Here is a 22,961-nt window from a genome sequence, read left to right as displayed (position 1 = left end):
CTGGAGCTGCCATGCCCGAACCCGCACCGGTCTCCATGTCGGCGACCCTCGCCGCCGACGAGGCCCTGGCCCGGCGCCGCAGGGCAGGAGAAAGCGTCCTGCCGATGGCCAGCGGCGAGATAGGCCTCCCCGTCCTGCCCGTGCTCCGCGAACGGCTCGCGGCGGCCGCCGCCGAGAACGCGTACGGCTCCGTGGCGGGAAGCCACTCCCTGCGCGCCGCCGCCGCCGGGTACTGGGAACGGCGCGGCCTGGGGACCGACCCGGGCCTGGTCGTCGCCGGACCCGGCAGCAAGGCGCTGCTGTTCGCACTGCTGCTGGCCATCGGCGGCGACGTGGTCGTGCCCGTCCCCGGGTGGGTCAGCTACGCGGCCCAGACACGCCTCGCGGGGGCACGGCCCCTGCCCGTCCCGATCCTGCCGGGGCAGGGCGGTGTCCCCGACCCGGATGGCCTGCGCGAGGCAGTCGCCGGCGCCCGCGCCGCCGGTCGCGACCCGCGTGCCGTGGTCGTGACCGTGCCGGACAACCCGACCGGCACGGTCGCTCCGGCCGCCACCGTGCGACGGCTGGCGGAGGCGGCCCGGGAGCTGGACCTCGTCGTCGTGTCCGACGAGATCTACCGCGATCTGGTGTACGACACGTCCGAGCCGGTCTCCTCCCCGGCCCTCTACGCACCCGAGCGGACCGTCGTCACCACCGGTCTCACCAAGAACCTGGCCCTGGGCGGCTGGCGCACGGGCGTGGCCCGGCTGCCCGACAGCCAGGCCGGGCGCGCCCTGCACGACCGGCTCGTCGCCGTCGCGAGCCAGATCTGGTCCAGCCCGCCCGCCCCGGTGCAGACGGCGGCCGCGTACGCGTTCGGGGAGCCACCCGAGGTCACCGCCCACATCGCGGCGAGCCGGCGGCTGCACGAGAAGGTGGTCCGCGCGGTCGCCGCGCGCTTCCGGGCCGTGGGTGCGGAGCCGTTCCCCGTCGCCGCGACCTGCTACCTCTACCCGGACTTCGAGCCTTTGCGCGAACCCCTGGCCCGGACGCACGGCGTGTACGACGGCGATGCCCTGGCCCTGCTGCTCTCCGAGCGACACGGGGTCGGTGTGCTGCCGGCGAGCGCCTTCGGGGAGCCGGGCCGGCCCCTGCGCATCCGCGTGGCGACCAGCCGCCTCTACGGCGACGCCGACGACCGGCGTTCCGCCGCGCTGGAGTCGGCGGACCCGGTCTCACTGCCCTGGATACGGCAGGCGGTCGACCGGATCGGCGACGTCCTGGCCGACCTCACGGGCGCGGGGACCCCTGCCCTCGCACCCCACGCCTGAACCCTGCAACTCATCGACACGACCGAGGAGTCACCCATGTCCCACGCCCGCCTCCCCGTCCTCTTCGAGGCCCTGTACGACGGCGAACGCCATGTCGGTTTCGGCCGCCCCGAAGAAGGCGTCCCGCAGACCCTGTACCGGGTGCAGGACGGACAGGTGGCCGCCGCCTTCATCGCCACGGACGGATCCCAGGAGGCACTGCGGGACGTCCTGACCGAGGGTGCGGCAACCGTCGTCGTCGCGGCCGGGGACCCGGGGCTGCGATTCCTGCCCCCATTGCTCCCGGCGGCCACGGGCAACGCCCTGCTGAGTGGCTTCATGGGCACGCACAAGAAGAAGTGGGGCGGCGAAACGGCTCCTGAGGGGGCCGAGTTCATCCCGCCCAAGTGGTTCTTCAAGGGGTTCGGCGACTGGGTGCGGCTTCCGGGAGAGGTGCTGAACGTCCCCGCACGGCCGGTCGCCCTCATCGAGGAGCCGGAAGTCGCCCTCGTCTACGTCAACGACGGCGACGGCACCCCCCATTACGCGGGCTACACCTTCGGCAACGACCTGTGCGACATCGGCCTGCACCGCCAGGACCCGGGCTACAACCCGTACTGCAAACTGTGCGACACCGCGCTCACCCCCTGGCTCTTCCTCGGCCCCCCGCCGCGCACGGTGACGGGGCGCGTCACCATCGTCAGGGACGGCGCGACCGCCTGGGAAGGCCCCTTCGACTGCGGCGACGACGCCCTTTACCACCGCGTGCAGGACATGGCGGACCACCTGTTCACATTCCCGGCGGTGCGGCGCCCCGGCCTGGTCAACTACGTCCTCCTGGGCGCCGACGAGGCCAGCTTCCACGACGGGTTCCGGATCGCGGACGGCGACCGCATCGCCATCGACGTGAAGAGTCACGGGGTCACCTTCGAGAACCGGGTGAGGTACGTCTCCCCGGCCCCCGCCACCACCCCGGCGCCCCTCGCCACCAAGGCGCCGGAGCCTGCTGCGACGGCGTGAACACCTCGTTAAGCAGCGCCCGTCGCACTGTGCAGACACCGATCGGCCCGTGCACGCTCTGAGAGCCACCCCCCACTCCGGCCGAACGCCCCGATGCCCGACTTCGCAGGAGGAGACCGCACCGTGCCCGCCAACCACAAGAAACAGGTGCACCTCGCGGCGCAGCTGCCCGGCATCCACAACGTGACCGTCTGGTCGGACCCGCGCTCCGGGAGCCAGATATCCCCCGACTCCTTCATCCGGCTCGCGCAGACCGTCGAACGTGGCAAGTTCGACTTCTTCTTCCTCGCCGAGGGGCTGCGGTTGCGTGAGCACAAGGGCCAGGTCTACGACCTGGACATCGCGGGACGCCCGGAGAACCTCACCGCGCTGAGCACCCTCGCCGCCGTCACGACACACCTGGGCCTGGCCGCGACGGTCAACGCCACCTTCAACGAGCCCTACGAGGTGGCCCGCAGGTTCGCGACCCTGGACCGGCTGAGCGGCGGGCGGGCGGCCTGGAACGTGGTCACCAGTTACGACGCCTTCACCGGTGAGAACTTCCGCCGAGGAGGATTCCTGGCGGAGGCCGACCGGTACACCCGGGCCGCCGAATTCCTCGGCGCGGCACGGGAACTGTGGGACAGCTGGGGCGAGGACGACCTGAGGGCCGACGCGGCGGCAGGGGAGTTCGTACGGCCCGGGGCCGGCCGATTCGCCCATCGCGGGCAGCACTTCGACATCGCGGGCCGGTTCACCACCCCGCCCGGACCTCAGGGCCATCCGGTCATCATCCAGTCCGGCGAGTCCGACGCCGGCCGTGAGTTCGCCGCGTCCGACGCCGAGGTCATCTTCAGCAAACACAACCGCGTCGACGTGGCACGCTCCTTCTACCGGGACGTCAAGCAGCGCCTGGCCCGGTACGGCCGCAGCCCCGACGACCTGCTCATCCTCCCCACCGCCAACGCCGTGGTCGCGGACACCGACGAGGAGGCCGCGGCCTACGCGAGGGAGATCAGCCGCGAACTGGTCAGCCCGCAGACCGCGATCGCCCACCTGGAAGCCGTCTGGGGCCGCGACCTGTCCGCCTACGACCCGGACGGGCCGCTGCCCGGTATCGAGCCCGAGGACGACGCCCACCTCCTGAAGGGGCACTCCGTGTTCCGCAAGGGCCGGGGGGAGACCGCGCGGCAGTGGCGCAAGCTCGCAGAGGAACGGAACCTTTCGATCCGGGAGCTGGTCATCGAGGTCGGCGGCCGACAGACGTTCGTCGGCAGCCCGCACACGGTGGCCCGGGCCATCGACGACTTCGTCCAGACCGGGGGCGCCGACGGCTTCGTCCTCGTACCCCACCTGACCCCCGGCGGGCTCGACGACTTCGTGGACCGCGTGGTGCCGCTCCTCCAGGAGAGGGGGGTCCACCGCGACGACTACACCGGCACCACACTCCGCGACCATCTGGGGCTGTCCGACGCACCCCGCCCGGCCAGGTGGGGCGGCCCGGGCGTGCGCCGGCGCCGCGACGAGAAGGAGACCTCCGCATGACCGGCACGAACGGCACCCACGACTCGAACGGCGCCCACGACTCGAACGGCACCCCCGGCTCGAAGAGCGCCCACGACTCGAACGGCGCCCCCGGCTCGAAGGGCGCCCACGGCTCGAACGGCGCCCACACGAAGGGCGCCTCCGGTACCCCGCTGCACCTCGCCGTCGCGCTCGACGGCGCGGGCTGGCACCCTGCGGCCTGGCGCGAGCAGGGAGCCCGGCCCGGTGAGCTGCTCACCGCCGCCTACTGGGCCGGCCTGGTCGCGGAGGCCGAGCGGGGCCTGCTCGACTTCGTCACCTTCGAGGACGCCCTCGGCCTCCAGTCGGCCGCCTTCCACCGGCCCGACGACCGCACCGACCAGGTCAGGGGCAGTGTCGACGCGGTCCTGCTCGCAGCCCACCTCGCCCCGCTCACCACCCGCATCGGCCTGGTCCCGACGACGAACGTGACCCACACCGAACCGTTCCACCTGGCCATCGGTATCGCCACCCTCGACCATGCCGCCGAAGGACGCGCGGGCTGGCGCCCCCAGATATCGTCGCGCGCCGCCGACGCCGCCCACTTCGGCCGCCGGACCACGCCCCTGCTCACCGAGGAGGACGTGACCGACTCGGAGCTGATCGCCGCGCGGCTGCGCGAACTCTTCGCGGAGGGCGCGGAGGTGGTGGAGGCGGTACGCAGGCTCTGGGACAGCTGGGACGACGACGCGGAGATCCGGGACGCGGCGACGGGCCGCTTCATCGACCGTGACAAGGTGCATCACATCGACTTCCAGGGCACCGGCTTCAGCGTGAAGGGCCCGTCGATCACCCCGCGCTCCCCCCAGGGCCAGCCGCCGGTGGTGAGCCTCGCCCACGCCTCCACGCCGTACGAATTCGCCGCCCTCGGTTCCGACGTCGTCCACATCACGCCGCACGACCGGGCCGGCACGACCGCGATCGTCGCCCAGGTCGCCGAGGCCGTGGAGCGCACCGGCAGGGACGTGGAGGCCAGGCCGTTGCGGATCTTCGCCGACCTCCTCGTGCTCCTGGACGACGAGCCGGGCGCCGCAGCCGAGCGACTGGCACGCCTGGACGAGACCGCCGGCGCCGAACTCACCTCCGACGCCCAGGTCTTCGCCGGAACACCCGCCGAACTGGCCGACCTGCTGCTCGACCGCCGTTCCGCCGGTCTGGACGGCTTCCGCCTCAGGCCCGGCACCCTGCCGCACGACCTCACGGCGATCACCCGCGGCCTGGTCCCTGAGCTGCAGCGACGCGGTGTGTTCCGTACGGAGTACGAATCCACGACCCTGCGCGGCCACTTGCGTCTGCAGCGCCCTGCCGGACGCTACGAGGCGGCCGGCTGACGGGTCCTGCCGACCGCCTCGAACCCGCCCGCCGGGCACCGGCGGTGCGACCGGCGCGGCCTCCGGTCGCACCGGCCGCGCTCGACCGGAGGCCACCCGAGAGGTCATCAGGAGGTCAGCCGCACCGCAGCACTCCGGCCTTGTGCTTCGCGGTGAGGATGCGGTGGACACTCTTGTCCACCTTGGTGCGGAACGCGGTGTCCGTGGCCATCCGGGTCTGCACGGCCTTGGCCATGGCCGGGACCAGGTTCGGCTCGACGGTCAGTACCTGGTCGCCGCCGGCGGACAGGAACTTCACGGCGCGGTCGGCCGGCGCCACGGACTTGACCGCCACCGCGTTGCCGAGATCGTCCGAGATGACGACTCCCGTGAAGCCGAGGGAGGTGCGCAGCATCTCCTGGATCACCGTGGGGGAGAACGCCGCCCTGTGCTTCGGGTCGATCTTGCTGTACGTGGCCGAGGAGATCATGACGAACGGGGCGCCCGCCTTGATCCCCGCACGGAACGGCGCGATGCTCGCGCTGGTTCTGGTGGTCTGCGAGTCCACCACCTTCGCGGTGGTGTCGGTGTTGCCGCGGACGTACCCGAGTCCGGGGAAGTGCTTGAGCGTGGCCAGTACACCGGCCTGGGCGAAGCCCTCGGCGAAGGCGGTGCTGTGGGGCGCGACGGTCGCGGCCGTGTGACCGTACTCGCGGTCGTACCGGCCGATCGGAGCGTTGTTCTTGCCGAGGGAGGCCGGCACGACGTCGGCGACGGGTGCGAGGTTCAGGTTCACACCGGCGGACTTGAGCTGCTTCGCCCAGGCCTCGGCCTGGCCGCGGAGTTTCGACGTGGACCAGGTCCCCTGGGTGAGTCCGCTCGGTATGGTCGAGAATCCCGGGCCGGACAGCACCTGGACCTGGCCGCCCTCCTGGTCGGTGGAGATCAGCAGGCCGACTCGGTGCCCGCCCGCGGTGTCGGCCTTCGCCTGGAGACTGTCGGACAGGGACTTGGTCGCCTTCGTGCCGGCCGTGCTGCGTCCGGCCAGGAACACCGCCCCGACGTGGTACTTGCGCAGCACCGCGATCCGCTTCTGATCCGGCTTCGCGGCGTTGACGCCTCCCATGAAGAGCTGGCCGACGCGTTGCGGACCGCTCATCGCCGCGAAGACCGTGTCGGCGCACGACGCGGCCTGCGGAGCGGTGCGTGCCGACGTCGCACCCGTCGGCACGGCCTGTGAGGTGTGAGCGACGCCGAAGCCCGCTGCCACCAACGAGAACGTCAGAAGCGGCACGGGCCACACGGCCCGCCGCGCCTTCGAGCCACGAGACAGCATCGGACGCACAGTCATACGGAACCCCTTCCACAACCGCCCCCGGGCCGGGCACTGCCTGCTCGGCCGTCGAGGACGGTCACTTCATCATTTAACCCGTATCACCCGGATGCCGCTCGCCCCGCCCGGGCGGGGCGAGCAGTGCGGCGGTCTCCGAACGCCTCATCCCCGCTATCTTTCGCATGGTGGAATCGACAGTCCGCGAGGCGGGAACCACCTGGTCGGCGCACGGATCGCCATCGCACCACGTGCCGCGCCCTCTCCCCCGTCCGGCGCCACGACGGCCGCCGGACGGGGGAGCGAGGAGTGCTCAGTCGCGCGGAGTCAGCCGCAGGGTCACGATCTGGAACGGCCGGAGCGCGAGTGGCACGGAGTCCGCGCTGACCGGCAGGGCCGGGCCGTCGGCCGTCGAGCGTTCGAGCAGGTCGGTCGTCGTGGCCGCGGCCAGTGGGAAACCTGCTCGCAGGACCGCGGCGGCCCGCCCGCCGAGCGACTCGTAGAGGCGCACGACGACGTCGCCCGAGCCGTCGTCCGCGAGCTTGACCGCCTCGATGACGACAGCGCCGTGGTCGACGTCCACCAGCGGGGCGACGGCGGCCGTTCCGGCGACGGCGCGTTCGGAGAGGTTGAAGCGGTAGCCCTCGCGGACGGCGTCCGCGACGTCCGCACCGATCACCAGGCCGTAGCGCAGACGGTGCTCGCCCTGGTCGGTCTCCGGGTCGGGGAAGAGCGGGGCACGCAGGAGCGAGAGCCTGACCGTGGTCGTGGTGCCCCCGTCGGGGCGGACGTCATGGGTGACGTCGTGGCCGTAGGTGGAGTCGTTGACCAGCGCCGCTCCCCAGCCCCGCTCCTCGACGTGCAGGAACCGGTGGGCGCAGATCTCGAAGCGGGCCGCGTCCCAGCTGGTGTTGGAGTGGGTCGGCCGCTGCACGTGGCCGAAGGGGATCTCGCTGGTGGAGACGGCGGCACGGAGGTCCAGCGGGAACGCCGCTTTCAGGATCTTCTCCCGCTCCCGCCAGTCGACGGTCGTCTCCACGTCGACCCGCCGGACACCCTCCTGCAGCGTCAGGAGCTGGCGGATGCGCGAACGGTTGACGGTCCGTACGACCTCGATGGCGTGGCCGTGTGCCGTGACCTCGTCGGCCTGGGTGAGGTCCTGCACGGTGTTGCGGTAGAAGGAGTCGACGTCCCACGCGTCCCACTGGTTGGGGAAGTCCTGATGGAGCTGGAGCAGGTTGCCCGCCGATCCCGGTGCCAGTGCTTCGCGGCCGGCCTCCAGATCGTAGGCCGACGTGATCAGCCCGAGCGTGTCCACCGTGATCCGCACGAGGCCGTTGTCCAGGACCAGGGTGCCGTCCTGCCCCGGTCGGACGGGTGTCATCGCCGGGGCTACGGCGCGCGGGACGCCGCCGAGCGCGGGCACGCCGGCACGGTCGTGCGGAGCGGCATTGAAGATCACGCTGCCGCCCTCGGGGTCCGCCGGACCGGCCAGGGCGCGCTGGGCGCTGCCGATGACGGCCTCGAGTTCGCGCGCGACCTCCCGGTACGCCTCCTCCGTCTCACGGTGCACCCAGGCGATGGAGGAGCCGGGCAGGATGTCGTGGAACTGGTGCAGCAGCACCGTCTTCCAGATGCGGTCGAGTGCGGCGTACGGATAGGGCTCACCGGTCCGCACGGCCGCCGTCGCCGACCACAGTTCCGCCTCCCGCAGCAGGTGCTCGCTGCGCCGGTTCCCCTGCTTGGTGGCGAGCTGGCTGGTGAGCGTGCCCCGGTGGAGCTCCAGGTAGAGCTCGCCGACCCAGACCGGCGCGTCGGGGTACTCCTCCTGCGCCTTGGTGAAGAATTCGGCAGGTCCCTCCACCTCGACCTTCGCGGAACCCTCCAGATCCGCGAGCCGGTCGGCGCGCGCCAGCATTTCCCGCGTGGGGCCGCCCCCTCCGTCGCCGTAACCGAACGGCACCAGGGAGCGGTTGGCCGGCCCCTTGTCCCGAAAGTTGCGTTCGGTGTGGCCGATGTCCGCGCCGGAGAGGTCGCCGTTGTAGGAGTCGACCGGCGGGAAGTGGCTGAACACGCGCGAACCGTCGATCCCCTCCCACCAGAAGGTGTGGTGCGGGAAGGCGTTCGTGGTGTTCCAGGAGATCTTCTGCGTGAGGAACCAGTCGATGCCCGCGAGCTTCATCAGCTGGGGCAGCGCCGCGTTGTAGCCGAAGGTGTCCGGCAGCCACATGTCACGCGTCTCGACACCGAACTCCTCCTGGTAGAAGCGCTTGCCGTGGACGAACTGCCTGACCAGGGACTCGCCGCCGGACAGATTCGTGTCGGGCTCGACCCAGAGGCTGCCGGTCGGGATGAACTGCCCGGTCGCCACCTTCTCCAGCACCCGGGCGTACACCTCCGGCCGCTGCTCCTTCAGCCAGGCCAGTTGCTGGGCCTGCGACATGACGAACCGGAAGTCCGGGTGGTCGTCCATGAGCGCGGTCACGTTGGAGACGGTGCGGGCCGCCTTGCGGACGGTCTCGCGCACCGGCCACAGCCAGGCCGTGTCGATGTGGGCATGGCCGACGGCGGAGACGCGGTGGGCGCCGGCGTGCGCCGGAGCGGAGAGTACGGGGACCAGCAAGGTCCTGGCCCGTCCGGCCGTGCCCCCGATGTCCTGGAGGTCGATCGCGTCGAGGGCGGCGCTGATCGCGTACCGGATGCGACTGCGGCGGGTGGAGTCCTCGGGCAGCTGGTGCATGAGTCCTGACAGGACGTCGAGGTCCTGGACGAGCTCCCAGACGGTCTCCTCGAAGACGGCGAGATCCATCCGCGCCAGCCGGTACAACGGCTCGCCCGCCCGTGCCCCCTGCCCGTCGGCGCGCAGCCAGGGCGCCATGTCGCCGGCACGGGTGGGGACGAACGGATCGCCCGACGAGTCGAAGTCGAAGATCAGCGGGTTGGCGGCAGCCTCGATGTGGAACTCGAATTCCTCGCCGCCTTCGGCCCGTTCCGCGATCGGAAGCCAGGTGTTGCGCGGATTCAGGGCCTTCACCGGGGTGCCGTCCGGACGGTGGACGAGTCCTTCGGCGGAGAAACCGGGCTGAGTGGTGCCGAAGCCGAGGTCGAGCACCGCTTCGACCCGGCGCCCGGCCCATGCGGCGGGGACGGTTCCACGGATCCTGAACCAGCTGGTGGACCAGGCCGGGCCCCAGGGTGCTCCGGCCGCGACGGGTCGGTAGGGGCCCGCGATGCCCTCGACCACGGGAACGGGTTCGCCCTCGACGTGGTGGACGCTCACGTCGAGCGGGAGGGAGAGGGCGTGGACCGCGGGCCTGAGGCGCTGGTCGAGCACCCGGGCGAGCCTGCGTTCGGTCAGCGTACGGTCGTCGTGCATGGGGACTCCATCGAGAGTTCCGCGCGAGCCGCGCTGAGTCCGTCCGACGGGCCGTCAGGTGTCCGGACGGCGGAGAAGGGCGGACGGGATGTGAGGCTTACGGTCGGTCGGTCCCGTACCGGATGACTTCGGTGGGGACCACGGAGCGCCGGGCGGGCAGGGGCGCGGCGGGGTCGGCCTTGATGCGGTCGATGAGCATCCGGCCCGCTCTGCGGCCGATCTCGTCGGCGTCGTACGACGCGATCGTCAGCGGGAGCCCGAGGACGTCCGCGAGGTCGAAGTCGTCGAAGCCGGCCAGGGACACGGGGACTTCGAGCGTGCGGACGGCCCGGATGGCGCCCTGCGTCAGACGGTTGTTGGTGCAGAAGAGAGCGGTGGGGGCGTCATCGCCCCCGAGCAGCGTCCGGGCGGCCCGCTCCGCCGTGGCCACGTCGGTCAGTCCACGGCGGATGTGGCGGTCCTCCGGCTCCAGACCGGCCGCTTCATGGGCGGCCCAGTAGCCGCGGAAGCGTTCGGCGCCCGTGTAGAGGGCGGGCGGGTTGCCCAGGAACCCGATCCGCCGGTGCCCGTCCTCGATCAGGCGGCCGGTGGCCGCTTCGGCCCCGCCGAAGTCGTCCACCAGCACGCAGTCCGCGTCCATTCCGGCGGGCGGCCGTGAGGCGAGGACGATCGGAGTGCCACGGAGTGCGGCCGGAGTCAGATGGCGGTGACTGCCGCCCGCCGGAACCACGATCATCCCGTCCACCTGACGGGACGCCAGGTCCTCCACGAGTCCGCGCTCGCGGTCCGCCTTCTCCGCGGTGTTGCCCAGCAGGACACCCAGGCCGTGCTCGTCGGCGACCTCCTGGACGCCGAGCGCCAGCCGTGAGTAGAACGGGTTGGCCAGGTTGGTGACGACCAGACCGATCATTCCGCTGCCGCCGACCCGCAGCCGGCGAGCGGTCTCGTTGCGCCGGTAGCCGAGTGCGTCGACGGCGCTGAGCACCCGCTCCCGGGTGGTCTCGCTGACCCGGGGATCGTCCTTGAGCACCCGGGAGACCGTCATCGCACTGACGTCGGCACGGGCGGCGACGTCACGCATCGTCGGCATGGCGGCGTCGTTCGGTCGTTGCTGCGCCACAGCCGATCCTTCCTTCGTGTCCTCAGGGGTTCTCCGCCGCAGGCCGGCTGCCGGAGCCGCGGGCGCCGCCATTGTAGAGACTGCCGGCCCCGTCGCGCCGTCCGACCCGGCGGTCGGTCCGTGTTCCGGACGCGGAGCCGGCTCCGCGGTCACGGGCGGGCCGCGTACGGAGCTCCGGGCGCCGGAGATCCGGCCAACGAAGGCCCCGGTGCGGGGGGATGGCTTCGCGCGCCGTGCGTCAGCACCCACTGGGCGGCGCCGATCAAGGGTGCGTCGTCGGGCCGTCGCGCGGTACGCAGAGCCATCGTCGCGACCGCGGCGGTGGCTCGTGGGCCCTCGGCTCCGGCAGTGAGCCCGGTGCGCAGGGCGGGCCCGATGAGATCCCAGGACGCCGCCATGGAGCCGCCGACGACCATCACGTCCGGCCGGAAGGCGGCGCACCAGGGTGCCAGCGCGCGCCCCAGCGCGGTGAAGCACCCGTCGATCGCCGCCACGGCGTGCGGGTCCGCCGCACGGGCGAGTTCGGCGATGGCCCGGACGTCCGGAGCCGTGGCCGTCTCGTCGAGCCCCGCGGATCGCGCGTAGCGGGCACGCACCGCCTTGCGCGAGACCACTTCCTCCAGCGGAAGACCGTCGACCGTGATGTGGTGGGCCCGGCCGTCGGGGGGAACGTCCGGCCCCTCGGTGACGGGCCGTCCGTCCCGCAGGAAGGACGATCCGACGCCGGTCCCCAGCGTGATGCAGACGGAACGGCCGTGCTCTGCCGCCGCCCCGCTGTGGTGCTCCCCGATGGCGAAGGCGTCCGCGTCGTTCAGGAAGCGGATGGCCCGCGCGTACGGGATCCTGGCCAGCAGCCCGGCCCCGACGTCGACGCCGTCCAGGGACTCGAACTTGCCGATGCCCCGGAACCGGCCGACGCCGCAGGCGTAGTCGAAGGGGCCGGGCACGGCCACGCCCCAGTCGACCATGCCGGGCTCCGCCGTGCCCCGGGCCGCTTCCGCGAACGAGTCGAGGAGTTCCGCGGCGCAGGCGCCGGCGGCCACCGGCCTGCGGACGACCGAACCGGCCACCGGCAGCCCGGCGGCGGTGTCCACGACGGCGGCGGTGACATGGGTTCCGCCGATCTCCAGTACGGGGACCCGCGTCATGACGGTGTCACCAGGGACTTGATGACCTGCACGGGGCCTGATCCGACGGGGTGGAGGCGATAGCCGCCCACGGACGCCGGCACGGTGAGGGTCTCGGCGAACGCCATGTCGTGGCACCGGCCGTCGGCGGTCTCCACGACCACGCCTTCGCCGGCCGCGACGTTGAGGATGTGGAAGCGGCCTTCGGTGTCGTCCTCGGAGGGCCGCGTCCCGTCGAGCACGACGCGGTGGACCGCGTAGAACATCTCGGGCAGGGCGCCGATGATCTCCTCACGCCAGCCCGTGCCCTCACGCAGGACGCGCGGACGCTGCACAAGGTCGTCGACGACGTCACGGCCGCGCCGGCCGGCGTCGAGGTTGGCGAAGGCGTGGCGGTGCGACAGCGGCCTGGGGACCCCGGAACCTGAGCGGCGCAGCCAGTCGTAGAGACGCAGCGAGTACAGGTACGGCGTTGCGCTGATCTCCAGCACGAGGTTCCCCGCACCGGAGGCGTGCGGAGTGCCGGCCGGGATCATGTACAGCTGGCCGGGCTCGGCGGGGAAGGTCTGGATGTGGTCCTCCACGCGCAGAGGCGTGCCGTGCGCCGCCGACGCCTCGACCTCTTTCCGCAGGATGTCCACGTCGATACTCTCCCGCAGCCCGAGGAGGACCCGGGACCCGGGTTCGCTCGCGGTGACGTAGTACGTCTCGTGCTGGGTGTAGGGCCAGCCGAAGACGTCCCGCATGTACCGCTCCTGCGGGTGGCAGTGCAGCGAGAGGCTGCCGCCCCCGACGGTGTCGAGGTAGTCGAAGCGGATGGGGAAGGAGGTTCCGTGACTGTGGTGCACCTCCGCGCCGAGGAACTCCTCCGGGTGCAGGACGCAGAGGAGCTGGAAGGGCAGTTCCACCAGGGCGCCGGTGTCGGGACCGACGAGGACTCCCGCTTCGGGGGCGATCAGCTCGTAGCCGAGGGCCGTGTTGCCGCCCTCGGCCCCGAACCCGAGGTTGCGCGCCGCCCACTGCCCGCCCCAGGGGGTGGAGTTGAAGTAGGGACGGGTGCGCACGGGCTGCCGCGCGAGGCCCGCGAGGGTGGCGCGGAGTGTCTCGCCGTCCATGGAGACGGGAGTCCGGGGATCCTGTACGTCGATCCACCGGTCGATGACGGGTGCGAGCGCATCGCGGTGGCGGTCGGAGACGGGCCAGTCGGTGTAGAAGAGGCTGCGGAGTTCGCCCGGCACGCCGGGGCGTCCGAGGTTGGCTCCCACGGGTAGCACGCCGGAGGCGACGGCGCTCTCGGCGTAGCGCTTGGGCAGGTCCACCCACCAGACCAGATCCGGTGCGCACCCGGCTGCGCCGGGACCGAACACCAGCACGACACCGTCGGTGGGCCGCTCGACGGCCGGTGCCCCGTCGAAGAGGTCGGCCATCGTGAATTCGGCGAGCGGGAGGAAGAAGGCGTCGGCCCCGGGGCCGGGCACGCACAGACGCTCGACGGCCTCGGGTGACCACTGCTCCCGCACGTCGAGGGCGGAGACGGCGACGTCCCGTGCCCGCAGCGCCGAGGCGAGCTCCGTGGCTGCCCGGTCCCAGTCCAGGGCCGCCGGACCGTCCAGGGCGAGCACCAGCGGGCCGGCCGGCAGGGCAGCGACCGCCCCGTCCCAGCCGGGGACCACGGGGCCGGCGGCCGGGTAGCGGGGGTTGCGTTCGTACGGGCGGGGCTCTGAGTGCACAGGTCCTCCAGAGGAGACGATCGGGCGACCGGCAGGATGGTATCGATAACATTCGTCGAGAACAAGGTGGGCGGCTGATGTAGATCCATAGCCGCAGCTAGATCATCGTTTCGGTCGTTATCTCGTCACGGAGTCTTGTATTGGCCCCATGGTGTCGTTAACATCCTGGCAATCCGGACCGCTGATTCACGCGGTACGGCGAGATCTCTCGGAGGGCCGTACGGCTCCTCACCCACCACACCCCAGAGCCAGGGATCCCTGCCGGGATCCAGAGGGAAGGGAACCCATGAGATCAATCGGCGGGGCGGCCCGATGGCCGTCCCACCCGCTCGGCCGCCGCAGCGTCCTCGCGGGCGTCGCCGCCGGCGGGGCCGCCGTGCTCTCCGGCTGCGCCCGGGGCGACAGCACCGCGGTCGAGCCCGGCACCACCTCGCTCGCCAACGACAACGCCACCTGGGACCAGGGCTACGTCGCTGCCGGACGCGAGCTGAAGAAGCTCACCGGCCACTCACTGCGGCCGCTGTCCAACCCGAACCCCACGTCGTACAGGCAGGTCACGCAGATCTCGCTCCAGACGACCAAGGCCACCGACATGATCAAGTGGGCTTCGGGCTACTTCCTCAAGTCACTCGCCCGCACCGGAGAGCTCAGCGACCTGTCCTCCGTCTGGGCCGACTACGAGCGCAAGGGCTGGATCACGGCGCAGACCCGCGACTCCATGTCCTACCGCGGCTCCGTCTACGGAATACCGCTCTACGAGTCGTACTACGTGCTCTTCTACAACACCTCCCTCTTCCGCAAGCACGGTCTCCGGGCCCCCGCGACCTGGGAGGAGATGCTGCACAACGCCGAGGTGCTGAAGAAGGCGGGCGTCGTCCCGTTCGTGGCCACCCAGAACGGCAACTGGCCCGCCTACGAGTGGTTCCAGGAACTCGTCAGCAAGGTGGACCCGGAGTTCTACACGCGGCTGACCAGCGGGAAGGCCCAGTACACCGATCCGCAGGCGCGGAAGGCCCTGCAGATCTGGCAGGACTTCATGCGCAAGGGCTGGATGACGGCCGCGGACTTCGACCAGAACAACGGCGCCGCGGCGCTGAAGTCGGGCCGCGTCGGCATGTTCCTGCACGGGTCCTGGCAGTCGCAGGGGATCGCCGCCACCGGCCTGAAGCCGGGTGTCGACTTCGACGCCTTCGTCATGCCACCGGTCGAGGCCTCCACGCGCCGCTCCGTCATCACGGAGTCCGGCGTGCTCGCCGTCCCGCGCAAGGCGGCCTCGCACGACGCGGCGATGGCCAACGCGGCCAACTGGCTCGACCCGAAGGTCCAGAAGGTGTGGACCGACTTCCTCCAGGATGCCTCGGCCAACCCGCGTTCCCGGCCCGGCAACCCGGTGATAGCCGGCCTCAAGGACCGGGCGCTCCGCGAGCACTGGACGCTGCTGCCCCGCTACGGCGAATCCGGTCCGCCCAACCTCATCCAGGGGAACACCGACGACCTGGGAGCCTTCATGACCGGCGCATCCTCCGCCGAGAGCACGCTGCGCAGCATGGCGGGCCGGGCGGCCGAGGAGTGGGCGGCATGGGAGAGGGACGAGGCATGAGTTCTTCCCTCGACCAGCGGCGGTCCCCCCTCGCCGGGCCGCACCCGCGGAAAGGCTCCGGCGGCCCGGCCCGCTCCGGGCCGGAGCGCCCTCCCACCCGGCGGACCCGTGACCGCTTCGCCGCGGCCGGCTTCCTCGCCCCCGCGCTGGTGCTGGTGGGTGCGCTGCTCCTGCTCCCCTTCGTCACGACCGTCTACCGGAGCCTCTTCGACGACCGGCGCGTCTCGGGTTTCGCCGGATTCGACAACTACGTCCTCTTCCTCGACGACCCGGTGCTGACCCGCTCGATCGAGAACACCCTGATGTGGGTGGGCGGCACGGTCGCGCTCCCGCTCGTACTGGGCCTGGCCATCGCCGTGCTGACCCAGGGCGCCGGCTGGTCCCGCGCCGCCCGGCTGCTCGTCGTCCTGCCCTACGCCCTGTCCGGCTCGGCCGTGGCGGTGGTGTGGAACTTCGTCCTCAACACCGACGGCGCCGCGAACCAGGTCCTCAAGGCCTTCGGCCTGGGGTCCCTCGCCCAGGGCTGGCTGCTCGAATGGCCGGGGAACACCCTGGTGATGATCGTCGCCAACACCTGGCAGTCCGCGGGCGTCGCGGTCATCCTGTTCCTGGTCGGCCTCCAGACCATCCCGCCCGAGACCCTCGAGGCGGCCTCCCTGGACGGTGCGGCGGGCTGGCGGAAGTTCTGGTTCGTGGTGCTGCCGCAGCTGCGGACCGTCTCGGTCATCGTCGTCGGCACGAGCCTGGTCAACGGACTCAAGTCCTTCGACCTGATCTGGGTGCTCACCCAGGGCGGACCGGGCAGGCAGTCGGAGACCCTCGCGGTCTCGATGTACCAGGAGACGTTCCTCGCCCTCCACCCCGGGGCCGGCGCGGCGGTGGCGGTCATCCTCACCGTGATCGTGCTCCTCACCTCCTGGCTGTATCTGCGGCGTCAGCTGACCCCGAAAGGCAACTGATCATGCCCACCTTCCCCGACGCGCCCCGTCGTGCCCGGCGGGCACGGCTCACGCCCGGCCGGATCCTGCGCAACGTGACCCTGACGGTCATCTCCCTCGTCTGGGCGCTGCCCACCTGGCTGCTGCTGGTCAACGCCTTCGTACCGGCCGCCGACTACGGCGGAACACCCCACTGGTGGCCGCAGGGCTTCGGCCTCCTCGACAACATGTCGCAGGCCTGGACGAAGGCGCAGCTGGGCCCCTCCATGGCCAACAGCCTGCTCTACGCCGTCACCAGCGCCGCCGCCGCCATCGTGGTGGCGACCACCGCCGCGTTCGCGACCGTCGTCATGCCGGTCAGGCACCGCACGCTGTGGTTCTGGCTGATCTACTCGGGGACCCTGCTGCCGCTCCAGGTGTTCCTGCGCCCGCTCTTCCTCGCGTACGCCGGCACCGGGCTCTACGACGCCCAGTTCGGACTGTTCCTGGTGTACGCGGCGATCGCCATCCCGTTCGCCTACTTCATCATGCGGAACTTCGCCCTGACGCTCGCGCCCGAGATCATCGAGGCGGCCCGGATGGACGGCGCGTCCTGGTGGAGAATCTTCCGGCAGATCCACGTGCCCCTGTCCAGGTCCGCGATGGTGGCCGCCTTCGTCTTCCAGTTCGTCGCCGTCTGGAACGATCTGCTGTTCGGCATCACCCTGTCCACCAGCAGGAACATCCGGCCGGTCATGGCCGCGCTGGCCGAACTGCAGGGCAACTACTCCAGCGTGGGACCGCCGGTCGTCCTCGGCGGCGCGCTGCTCGTCTCCCTGCCGACCGTCGTCCTGTTCTTCTCCGCGCAGCGCTTCTTCGTCAGCAGCCTCAAGCTGCACGGCTGACACACCTCGCCCACCCCGCCCTTCACACCTGCTCCGAAAGGCAGACCATGGTGAAGACACCCGTATACGCCGCGCTGGCCCTCGCCGTCCTCTCCGGCACCCTGTGGGCCGGGCCCGCCTCGGCCGCCGGCCGGGACAGCACGCCCTCGACGTGGGCCCGCCGCGCCGAGGTCACCTACGGTGCGCTGCAACAGCACCTCTACCAGGGCCCGCAGGAGCACGGCCTGTACCTGGAGAAGACGCCGCGCAAGGAGGGGGAGAACCCGCACTCCTACCTCTGGCCGCTGCGTGAGGCCGCCGCCGCAACCGTCGACATGTCGGAACTGCCGCACGCCGGCCCCCGCTACCGCCGCGACGCCGCGGAACGCTTCACGACCCTGCGGAGGTACTTCGACCCCCGCGACGGCCGCCCCGGATACGACTCCTACCTGCCCGCACCCCTCGGCCAGGGCGGTGACGTCTTCTACGACGACAACGCCGTCGTCGGACTCACCTTCCTCGACCAGTACCGCGCCACCGGAAAGAGGGTCTACCTCGACCGCGCGCGGGAGACCTACGCCACCGTCGGCCGGGCATGGGACGAGGACCCCACGAAGCCGTGCCCAGGAGGCATGCACTGGGTCGACTCGCCGGACAACACCATGCGGGCCGCCAACGTCACCGGTCTCTCCGCCCAGCTCGCCGCCGAGCTCTACGCCATCGGCCGCGACGACCGGGTCCTGGAGAGCGCGAAGAAGTGGTACGAGTGGAACTGGTCGTGCCTGCGGCGCTCACCTGGCCTCTACAACAACAGCCGTGACGACGACGGCACCGTGAACGAAGCCCTGTGGTCGTACAACTCCGGTGCGATGATCGGCACCGCGACCACGCTCTACCGCGCGACGGGGGACCGGCGCTACCTCGACCGCGCCGTCGACGACGCCAAGGGCTCGCTCAGCCACTGGGGGCAGGACGACCGGCTGCACGACCAGCCGGCGATCTTCAACGCCTTCTACTTCGACAACCTCCGCATCCTCGACGAGGTGCGGCCCGATCCCGCCTACCGGGCGGCGGCCGCCGCGTACGCCGAGCGGACCTGGACGGAGAACCGGACACCGTCCGACGGACTGTTCCGCTTCCAGCCGTCGGGAGGCGGCGACCACGCCCCGGACGCACAGGCCGAGACGCTCGAACAGTCCGCGATGGTCCAGATCTTCGCCGGTCTCGCCTCCGACCCGTCCTGACGCCTCCCGACCCCTCCCGCGCCCCGAGCAGCACGTCCCGGCACCACACACGAGTGGAGACCTCTCCCATGCCCCGCCCCGCACTTGCCCGTCCCTCCTGGTGGGACTCGAACATGGCCCGAGACATCCTGCGCCGGCGCTCGGTGTCCGCCGAGGGAGACCTCGGCGGACACCGGGTCCTGCTCTCCTGCGAGCCCCTCCTGCGCCACGACGGCACCGGCGGCCTCCTCCAGTCCGTCCGCGTCACGGCGGGCCGGCCGCTCACCCGTGCCCACGCCGCCACGGTCACCGGCACCGTGCTGCGGTGCGACATCGTCGCAGGTCCGGGCGTTGACACCCGACTGCTGCTCCCGGAGGTCGAGACCCCCACGCCTGTCCGGATCGCCCTCCCCGAACTCGCCGAGGACGAGGGCATCGAAGTCCTGCTCACCCCGCAGCGCCACTGGACGCTGCACCTGGTCCAGCACGCCCACCTGGACATCGGCTACACCGACCCGCAGAGCACCGTCCTGGCCGAGGGACGCAAGTACCTCGACTCCCTCCTCGAACTGTGCCGGACGACCGACGACCGTCCCGACGCGTCGAAGTTCCGCTGGGCGGTGGAAGGCCACTTCAGCTACGAGAACTGGGCGCAGAACCGGCCCCCGCGACTGGTCGCCGAGTTCCTGGACCGGGTACGCGAAGGCCGCATCGAACTGACGGCGATGCCCTTCAACCTGCACACCGAGACCTGTTCCACCGACGAGCTGCACGAACTCACGCGCCCGATACGGGAGCTGCGCGAGCGCGAGGGCATCGACATCACCACGGCCATGCAGACGGACGTCCCGGGCCAGGTCGTGGGCCTGCCCGACGTCCTGGCCGCCGCGGGGATCCGGTACCTGTCGGTCGCGCACAACTGGGCGGGCCGCGCCGTGCCGCACCACGTGGGGGGCCAGGACCTGCCCCGCCTGTTCCGCTGGCGGGCGCCGAGCGGGAACGAGGTCCTGGTGTGGCGCACCGACACACCCCACGGGCTCGCCTACATGGAAGGCTCGATCCTCGGCTTCGACGAATCGTTCGACCGAGTCGACGACCTGCTCCCGGACTACCTCTCGGCGATGGCGAACCACCAGTACCCGCACGAAGGCAAGGGCATCCCGGGATTCCCGGTCCTGGACGAGGAGTTCAAGGGCGATCCGTACCCCTGGGACATCCTGCACCTGAGGGTCCTGGGCAAGTTCGCCGACAACGGGCCGCCGCGCCGCATCATCGCGGACACCGTGCACCGGTGGAACAAGGAGTGGGCCTTCCCCGTACTGCGCACCTCACGCAACGAGGACTTCTTCGTCGACGCCGAGGAGCGGCTCGGCGACCGCATCGAGACCTACGAGGGCGACTGGACCGACTGGTGGGTCGACGGCGTCGGTGCCGGAGCCGTGCCCCTGGCGGCCACCCGCGACGGGCAGGCGGCCCTGGCCGACGCCCAGACCCTCGCCGGCTACGCCGAGATCCTGGGTGCCGAGGGCGGGGCGGAGATCGTGAAGGCCGCCCCGGAGGTGTACCGCGCCGCGTCGCTCTTCAACGAGCACACCTGGGGCGCCGGTGACCCCTGGACGCACGGCGACCACGGCCACGCCTCCGGTGAGCGCCAGTGGCACTGGAAGTACGCCCAGGCCCTGCGGGCCCATGACGGGGCGAACACCCTGCTGGACTCCGCGAGTGCGGCACTGGGGGAGCGCCTGGCGCCGCGCGAGGGCGCGCTCGCCGGGTACTACGTCGTCAACACGTGCAGCTGGCAGCGGGCCGAGACGGTCCGGCTGTTCCTCCCGGAGAGCACGGTGCCGCTCACCGACGCGGTCCGGGTCGTCGACTCGCGCGACGGCACAGCGCTGGAGGTGACGGAGGAGCAGCAGAGCAACGAACTCCACCGGGCGGCAGGCCGGTTCCTGCTGTTCCGGTTGGCGCGGGTGCCGGCGAACGGTGCCGTGCGGGTGGACATCGAGCCCGCCTCCACGCCCTCCGCGGACCGCTCCGCACCGGCCGAGTCACCGGCCCCGGAAGCGGTGGTGCTGGAGAACGAGTTCCTTCGCGTCCGCGTCGACCTGTCGTCCGCCTGCATCGGCTCGATCCTGGACAAGCGGACGGGAAGCGAACTCGTCCGCCAGGACGCGACGGTCGGCTTCAACGGGTACCTCTACGACGAGTACGCCACGGCCGGCGGCTTCAACCACCAGTCGAGCAAGACCACGGCCGACGACTCCATGCACCTGCTGGCCACCCGCAGGACCGCGCCTCCGGCGGCTCTGGTCGAGCGTACCTCCGACGCCACCGGCGAGACACTGGTGTACGAGTGCGCCCCGGCCGGCACCCGGCGGCTGCGCGTGCGCGTCCACCTGCCCCGGGGGAGTGCGCGGATCGATCTGGAGAACCGGATCGACAAGACCGCCACACTGACGAAGGAGAGCGCCTTCTTCGCCTTCCCGTTCGCGATGGGCTCCCCCCACGTCCGCATGGAGGCCACGGGCGGCGTCACCGGATCCGGCCTGCCCACGGTGCCCGGATCGGCCCGCCACATGCGCGCGGTGCGTCGCTGGGTCAGCCTCCAGGAGGGCGGGACGGCCGCGGCACTGGCCACGCACGACGCGCCCCTGGTCCAACTGGGCGGGGTCGCCATTCCCTATGTGCCCTACCCGCAGTCGCTGGCCCAGGAGGAACCGGGAACGGTCTTCTCCTGGGTGCACAACAACATCTGGGACACCAACTTCCCCTCCGAGCAGGCCTTCGACCATGTCTTCCGCTACAGCGTCGGCTGGGAGGACGCACACGCCGTCACCGGGCCGGTGCTGGGCATGCGCACGGCGGCTGTCGGCAGCCGTCCCCTGGTCGCGGTCCGGGCGACGGGAGCGGCCGAAGCCGGCCCCGGTACCTCCAGCCGGCTCCTGACCCTCGACGATCCCCGCGTGCGGGTCCTCGGTCTGACCGTGCCGGAGCCGGGGCGGGTGCTCGTACGGTTGCAGTCCTTCGCGGAGGAGGCCGTCACCTGCCGGCTGACCCCGGGGTTCCCGGCGACCGGGGCCATGTCCGCGGACCTGCTCGGCGCCGTGATCGCCCCGCTGCACAGCGAGGCGGACGGCTCCCTGCCCGTACCGGTGCCCCGTCTCGGTGTGACAGCGGTGTCGCTGTCGTGGGGAAAGGGCAGCGAGCAGGAGTGACGGAGGGGCACCCGAACGCCTGACGGGCGGGTGGAGCGGCCCGACCGTCGCCGACCGGTCCGTCCCACCACGCTCCCCGAGACGGGCGCCCGACAGGTGAACACCCTGTCGGGTGCCCCTCTCCGGTGTCCGGAGGGAGCCCGGTTTCGTCCGCGCGTCCGGCACCAGGGGAGTTCTTCGTCCGGTCCCTGAGGGCCTCGACGGCAGCCACGAGCCCGCGAATTGCCTGGAGTCGTCCGGTGTTGTCGCGGGTTCGGGCGGTGTGGCGGTGAAGGCCCTTGATCGCGGGCGCACTTCAGGGCATCCGCGTCGCGCTGTGACGTGACTCACGGTTGCACAGAGGGTCACGGTCCGGCAGTACCGGACGGAAGGCATATCGGGCAAACTCTTTGCAGGTGGTTGACGGTGAAAGCGGTTGCCTCCCTATGTGACGCACGGTTAGAAGACGCTAGGTATAGACCACTTGCCCGTGAAGAACCCGAGTGGCTAACGTCACCCCGCCTTCACTCCACACCTGGGGAGAGGGTCGGCTTTCTTTCACGGGGGAGAAAAAATGTCTTCTGTTCGATTCCAGCTCATGCGTGCGTGTGTGGCTGTCACGGCGCTGGCCGCCGTCGGTGTCTCAGCGCCCGCGGCCACCGCCGTCGAGGCCCCGGCGATCTCCGCCGAAGCGGGTGCGCCCGCCCGTGCTTTCGCCGCCGAGAACGAGGCGTCCGTCCTCGCGTCGGCCACCGTGTGCGGCGACGGCTACGAGTTCGTGGACGCCAAGGCGCTCCCGAACGCCGACAAGCGCTATGGGACGCTCTTCTTCTACATGAAGGGCAACAGCGCCTGCGCGATCCTGGACAACAACACGCCCGGCGGCGCCAACTACATGGACCTGCGGATGTACCCCGGCGACACCCCGAGTGCGGGCGAGCGCGACTACGGGAACTTCTCCGAGTACGCGGGCCCTGTGCGCAGCAGCACACAGGCCGCGGGCGGCCGTTGCGTCACCATCACGGCACTCATGAAGAACGAGGCCGGTACCTCGAATCTGATCAACTGGAAGGGCGGCTACGTCTTCGCGGTGGACACGCCGTCCTCCCCCTGCGCCTGATCACCACACCGACGCGCTGTCCCCCCGGGACGGCGCGTCGTGTGACATGAGCCGACGTCCTGCCTCTTCGCGCCCGTGACACCGGCGCCGCACGGCGCGTGCGCGAAGAGGGCGGGAATCCGGTCGTCGCGGGTCCCGGCCGTCGTGGGTTCCGGGGGCGGCCGGAACCGCCGGGTGTA

General features: G+C 71.4%; 15 protein-coding genes. 10 read left to right on the top strand and 5 right to left on the bottom strand.

The features are described from left to right. The first annotated feature begins 11 nt into the window (after positions 1 to 11). From OHT61_RS01530 to OHT61_RS01515, 4 genes are all read left to right on the top strand, one after another. On the top strand, positions 12 to 1,310 hold the full coding sequence (locus OHT61_RS01530) for a pyridoxal phosphate-dependent aminotransferase (protein ID WP_329034301.1): 1,299 nt from the start codon (positions 12 to 14) through the stop codon (positions 1,308 to 1,310). A gap of 36 nt (positions 1,311 to 1,346) precedes the next feature. Then, positions 1,347 to 2,309, top strand: a complete 963-nt coding sequence (locus tag OHT61_RS01525) for a fumarylacetoacetate (FAA) hydrolase (protein WP_329034300.1) — start codon at positions 1,347 to 1,349, stop codon at positions 2,307 to 2,309. A 123-nt stretch (positions 2,310 to 2,432) separates the two neighbouring features. Then, positions 2,433 to 3,833, top strand: coding sequence for an NtaA/DmoA family FMN-dependent monooxygenase (locus OHT61_RS01520; RefSeq protein WP_329034298.1), 1,401 nt, complete (start codon positions 2,433 to 2,435; stop codon positions 3,831 to 3,833). Then, positions 3,830 to 5,182 (top strand): LLM class flavin-dependent oxidoreductase, encoded by a 1,353-nt coding sequence (locus tag OHT61_RS01515; protein WP_329034296.1) that lies wholly within the window; start codon positions 3,830 to 3,832, stop codon positions 5,180 to 5,182. The genes OHT61_RS01520 and OHT61_RS01515 overlap by 4 nt, the downstream gene beginning before the upstream one ends. Positions 5,183 to 5,297: 115 nt before the next feature. Here OHT61_RS01515 and OHT61_RS01510 read toward each other — a convergent pair whose 3' ends face one another. From OHT61_RS01510 to OHT61_RS01490, 5 genes are all read right to left on the bottom strand, one after another. Further along, the gene (locus OHT61_RS01510) at positions 5,298 to 6,512 is read right to left on the bottom strand and encodes a glycoside hydrolase family 3 N-terminal domain-containing protein (protein WP_329034294.1); all 1,215 of its coding nucleotides are present in this window, start codon (positions 6,510 to 6,512) and stop codon (positions 5,298 to 5,300) included. Positions 6,513 to 6,804: 292 nt separating this feature from the next. Then, on the bottom strand, positions 6,805 to 9,867 hold the full coding sequence (locus OHT61_RS01505; RefSeq protein WP_329034292.1) for an alpha-mannosidase: 3,063 nt from the start codon (positions 9,865 to 9,867) through the stop codon (positions 6,805 to 6,807). 97 nt (positions 9,868 to 9,964) lie between these two features. Continuing rightward, positions 9,965 to 10,948: a LacI family DNA-binding transcriptional regulator gene (locus OHT61_RS01500; protein WP_329043053.1), complete on the bottom strand. Its 984-nt coding sequence runs from the start codon at positions 10,946 to 10,948 to the stop codon at positions 9,965 to 9,967. A gap of 188 nt (positions 10,949 to 11,136) precedes the next feature. Beyond that, positions 11,137 to 12,135 carry an ROK family protein gene (locus tag OHT61_RS01495; protein WP_329034290.1) on the bottom strand — a complete coding sequence of 333 codons (999 nt, stop codon included), beginning with the start codon at positions 12,133 to 12,135 and terminating at the stop codon, positions 11,137 to 11,139. Then, positions 12,132 to 13,844 carry a class I mannose-6-phosphate isomerase gene (locus OHT61_RS01490; protein WP_443049340.1) on the bottom strand — a complete coding sequence of 571 codons (1,713 nt, stop codon included), beginning with the start codon at positions 13,842 to 13,844 and terminating at the stop codon, positions 12,132 to 12,134. Before OHT61_RS01490 ends, OHT61_RS01495 begins: the two co-directional genes overlap by 4 nt. A gap of 286 nt (positions 13,845 to 14,130) precedes the next feature. Here OHT61_RS01490 and OHT61_RS01485 point away from each other — a divergent pair, with 286 nt between their 5' ends. The 6 genes from OHT61_RS01485 (at position 14,131) to OHT61_RS01460 (ending at position 22,782) form a co-directional block, all read left to right on the top strand. Continuing rightward, the gene (locus OHT61_RS01485) at positions 14,131 to 15,444 is read left to right on the top strand and encodes an ABC transporter substrate-binding protein (RefSeq protein ID WP_329034288.1); all 1,314 of its coding nucleotides are present in this window, start codon (positions 14,131 to 14,133) and stop codon (positions 15,442 to 15,444) included. Continuing rightward, a complete protein-coding gene (locus OHT61_RS01480) occupies positions 15,441 to 16,403 on the top strand; it encodes a carbohydrate ABC transporter permease (protein WP_329034287.1) in 963 nt (320 codons plus the stop codon). Before OHT61_RS01485 ends, OHT61_RS01480 begins: the two co-directional genes overlap by 4 nt. A 2-nt stretch (positions 16,404 to 16,405) precedes the next feature. After that, positions 16,406 to 17,266: a carbohydrate ABC transporter permease gene (locus tag OHT61_RS01475; RefSeq protein ID WP_329034285.1), complete on the top strand. Its 861-nt coding sequence runs from the start codon at positions 16,406 to 16,408 to the stop codon at positions 17,264 to 17,266. A 47-nt stretch (positions 17,267 to 17,313) separates the two neighbouring features. Then, positions 17,314 to 18,489, top strand: a complete 1,176-nt coding sequence (locus OHT61_RS01470) for a glycoside hydrolase family 76 protein (RefSeq protein WP_329034284.1) — start codon at positions 17,314 to 17,316, stop codon at positions 18,487 to 18,489. A gap of 68 nt (positions 18,490 to 18,557) precedes the next feature. Beyond that, positions 18,558 to 21,683: an alpha-mannosidase gene (locus OHT61_RS01465; RefSeq protein WP_329034283.1), complete on the top strand. Its 3,126-nt coding sequence runs from the start codon at positions 18,558 to 18,560 to the stop codon at positions 21,681 to 21,683. A 553-nt stretch (positions 21,684 to 22,236) separates the two neighbouring features. Further along, entirely contained in the window at positions 22,237 to 22,782 is a 546-nt protein-coding gene (locus tag OHT61_RS01460; protein WP_329034281.1) for a hypothetical protein, read from the top strand. Positions 22,783 to 22,961: the final 179 nt, after the last annotated feature.

The organism is Streptomyces sp. NBC_00178 (assembly GCF_036206005.1).
Taxonomy (GTDB): domain Bacteria; phylum Actinomycetota; class Actinomycetes; order Streptomycetales; family Streptomycetaceae; genus Streptomyces.
This window is presented reverse-complemented; position numbering and strand designations above follow the sequence as displayed.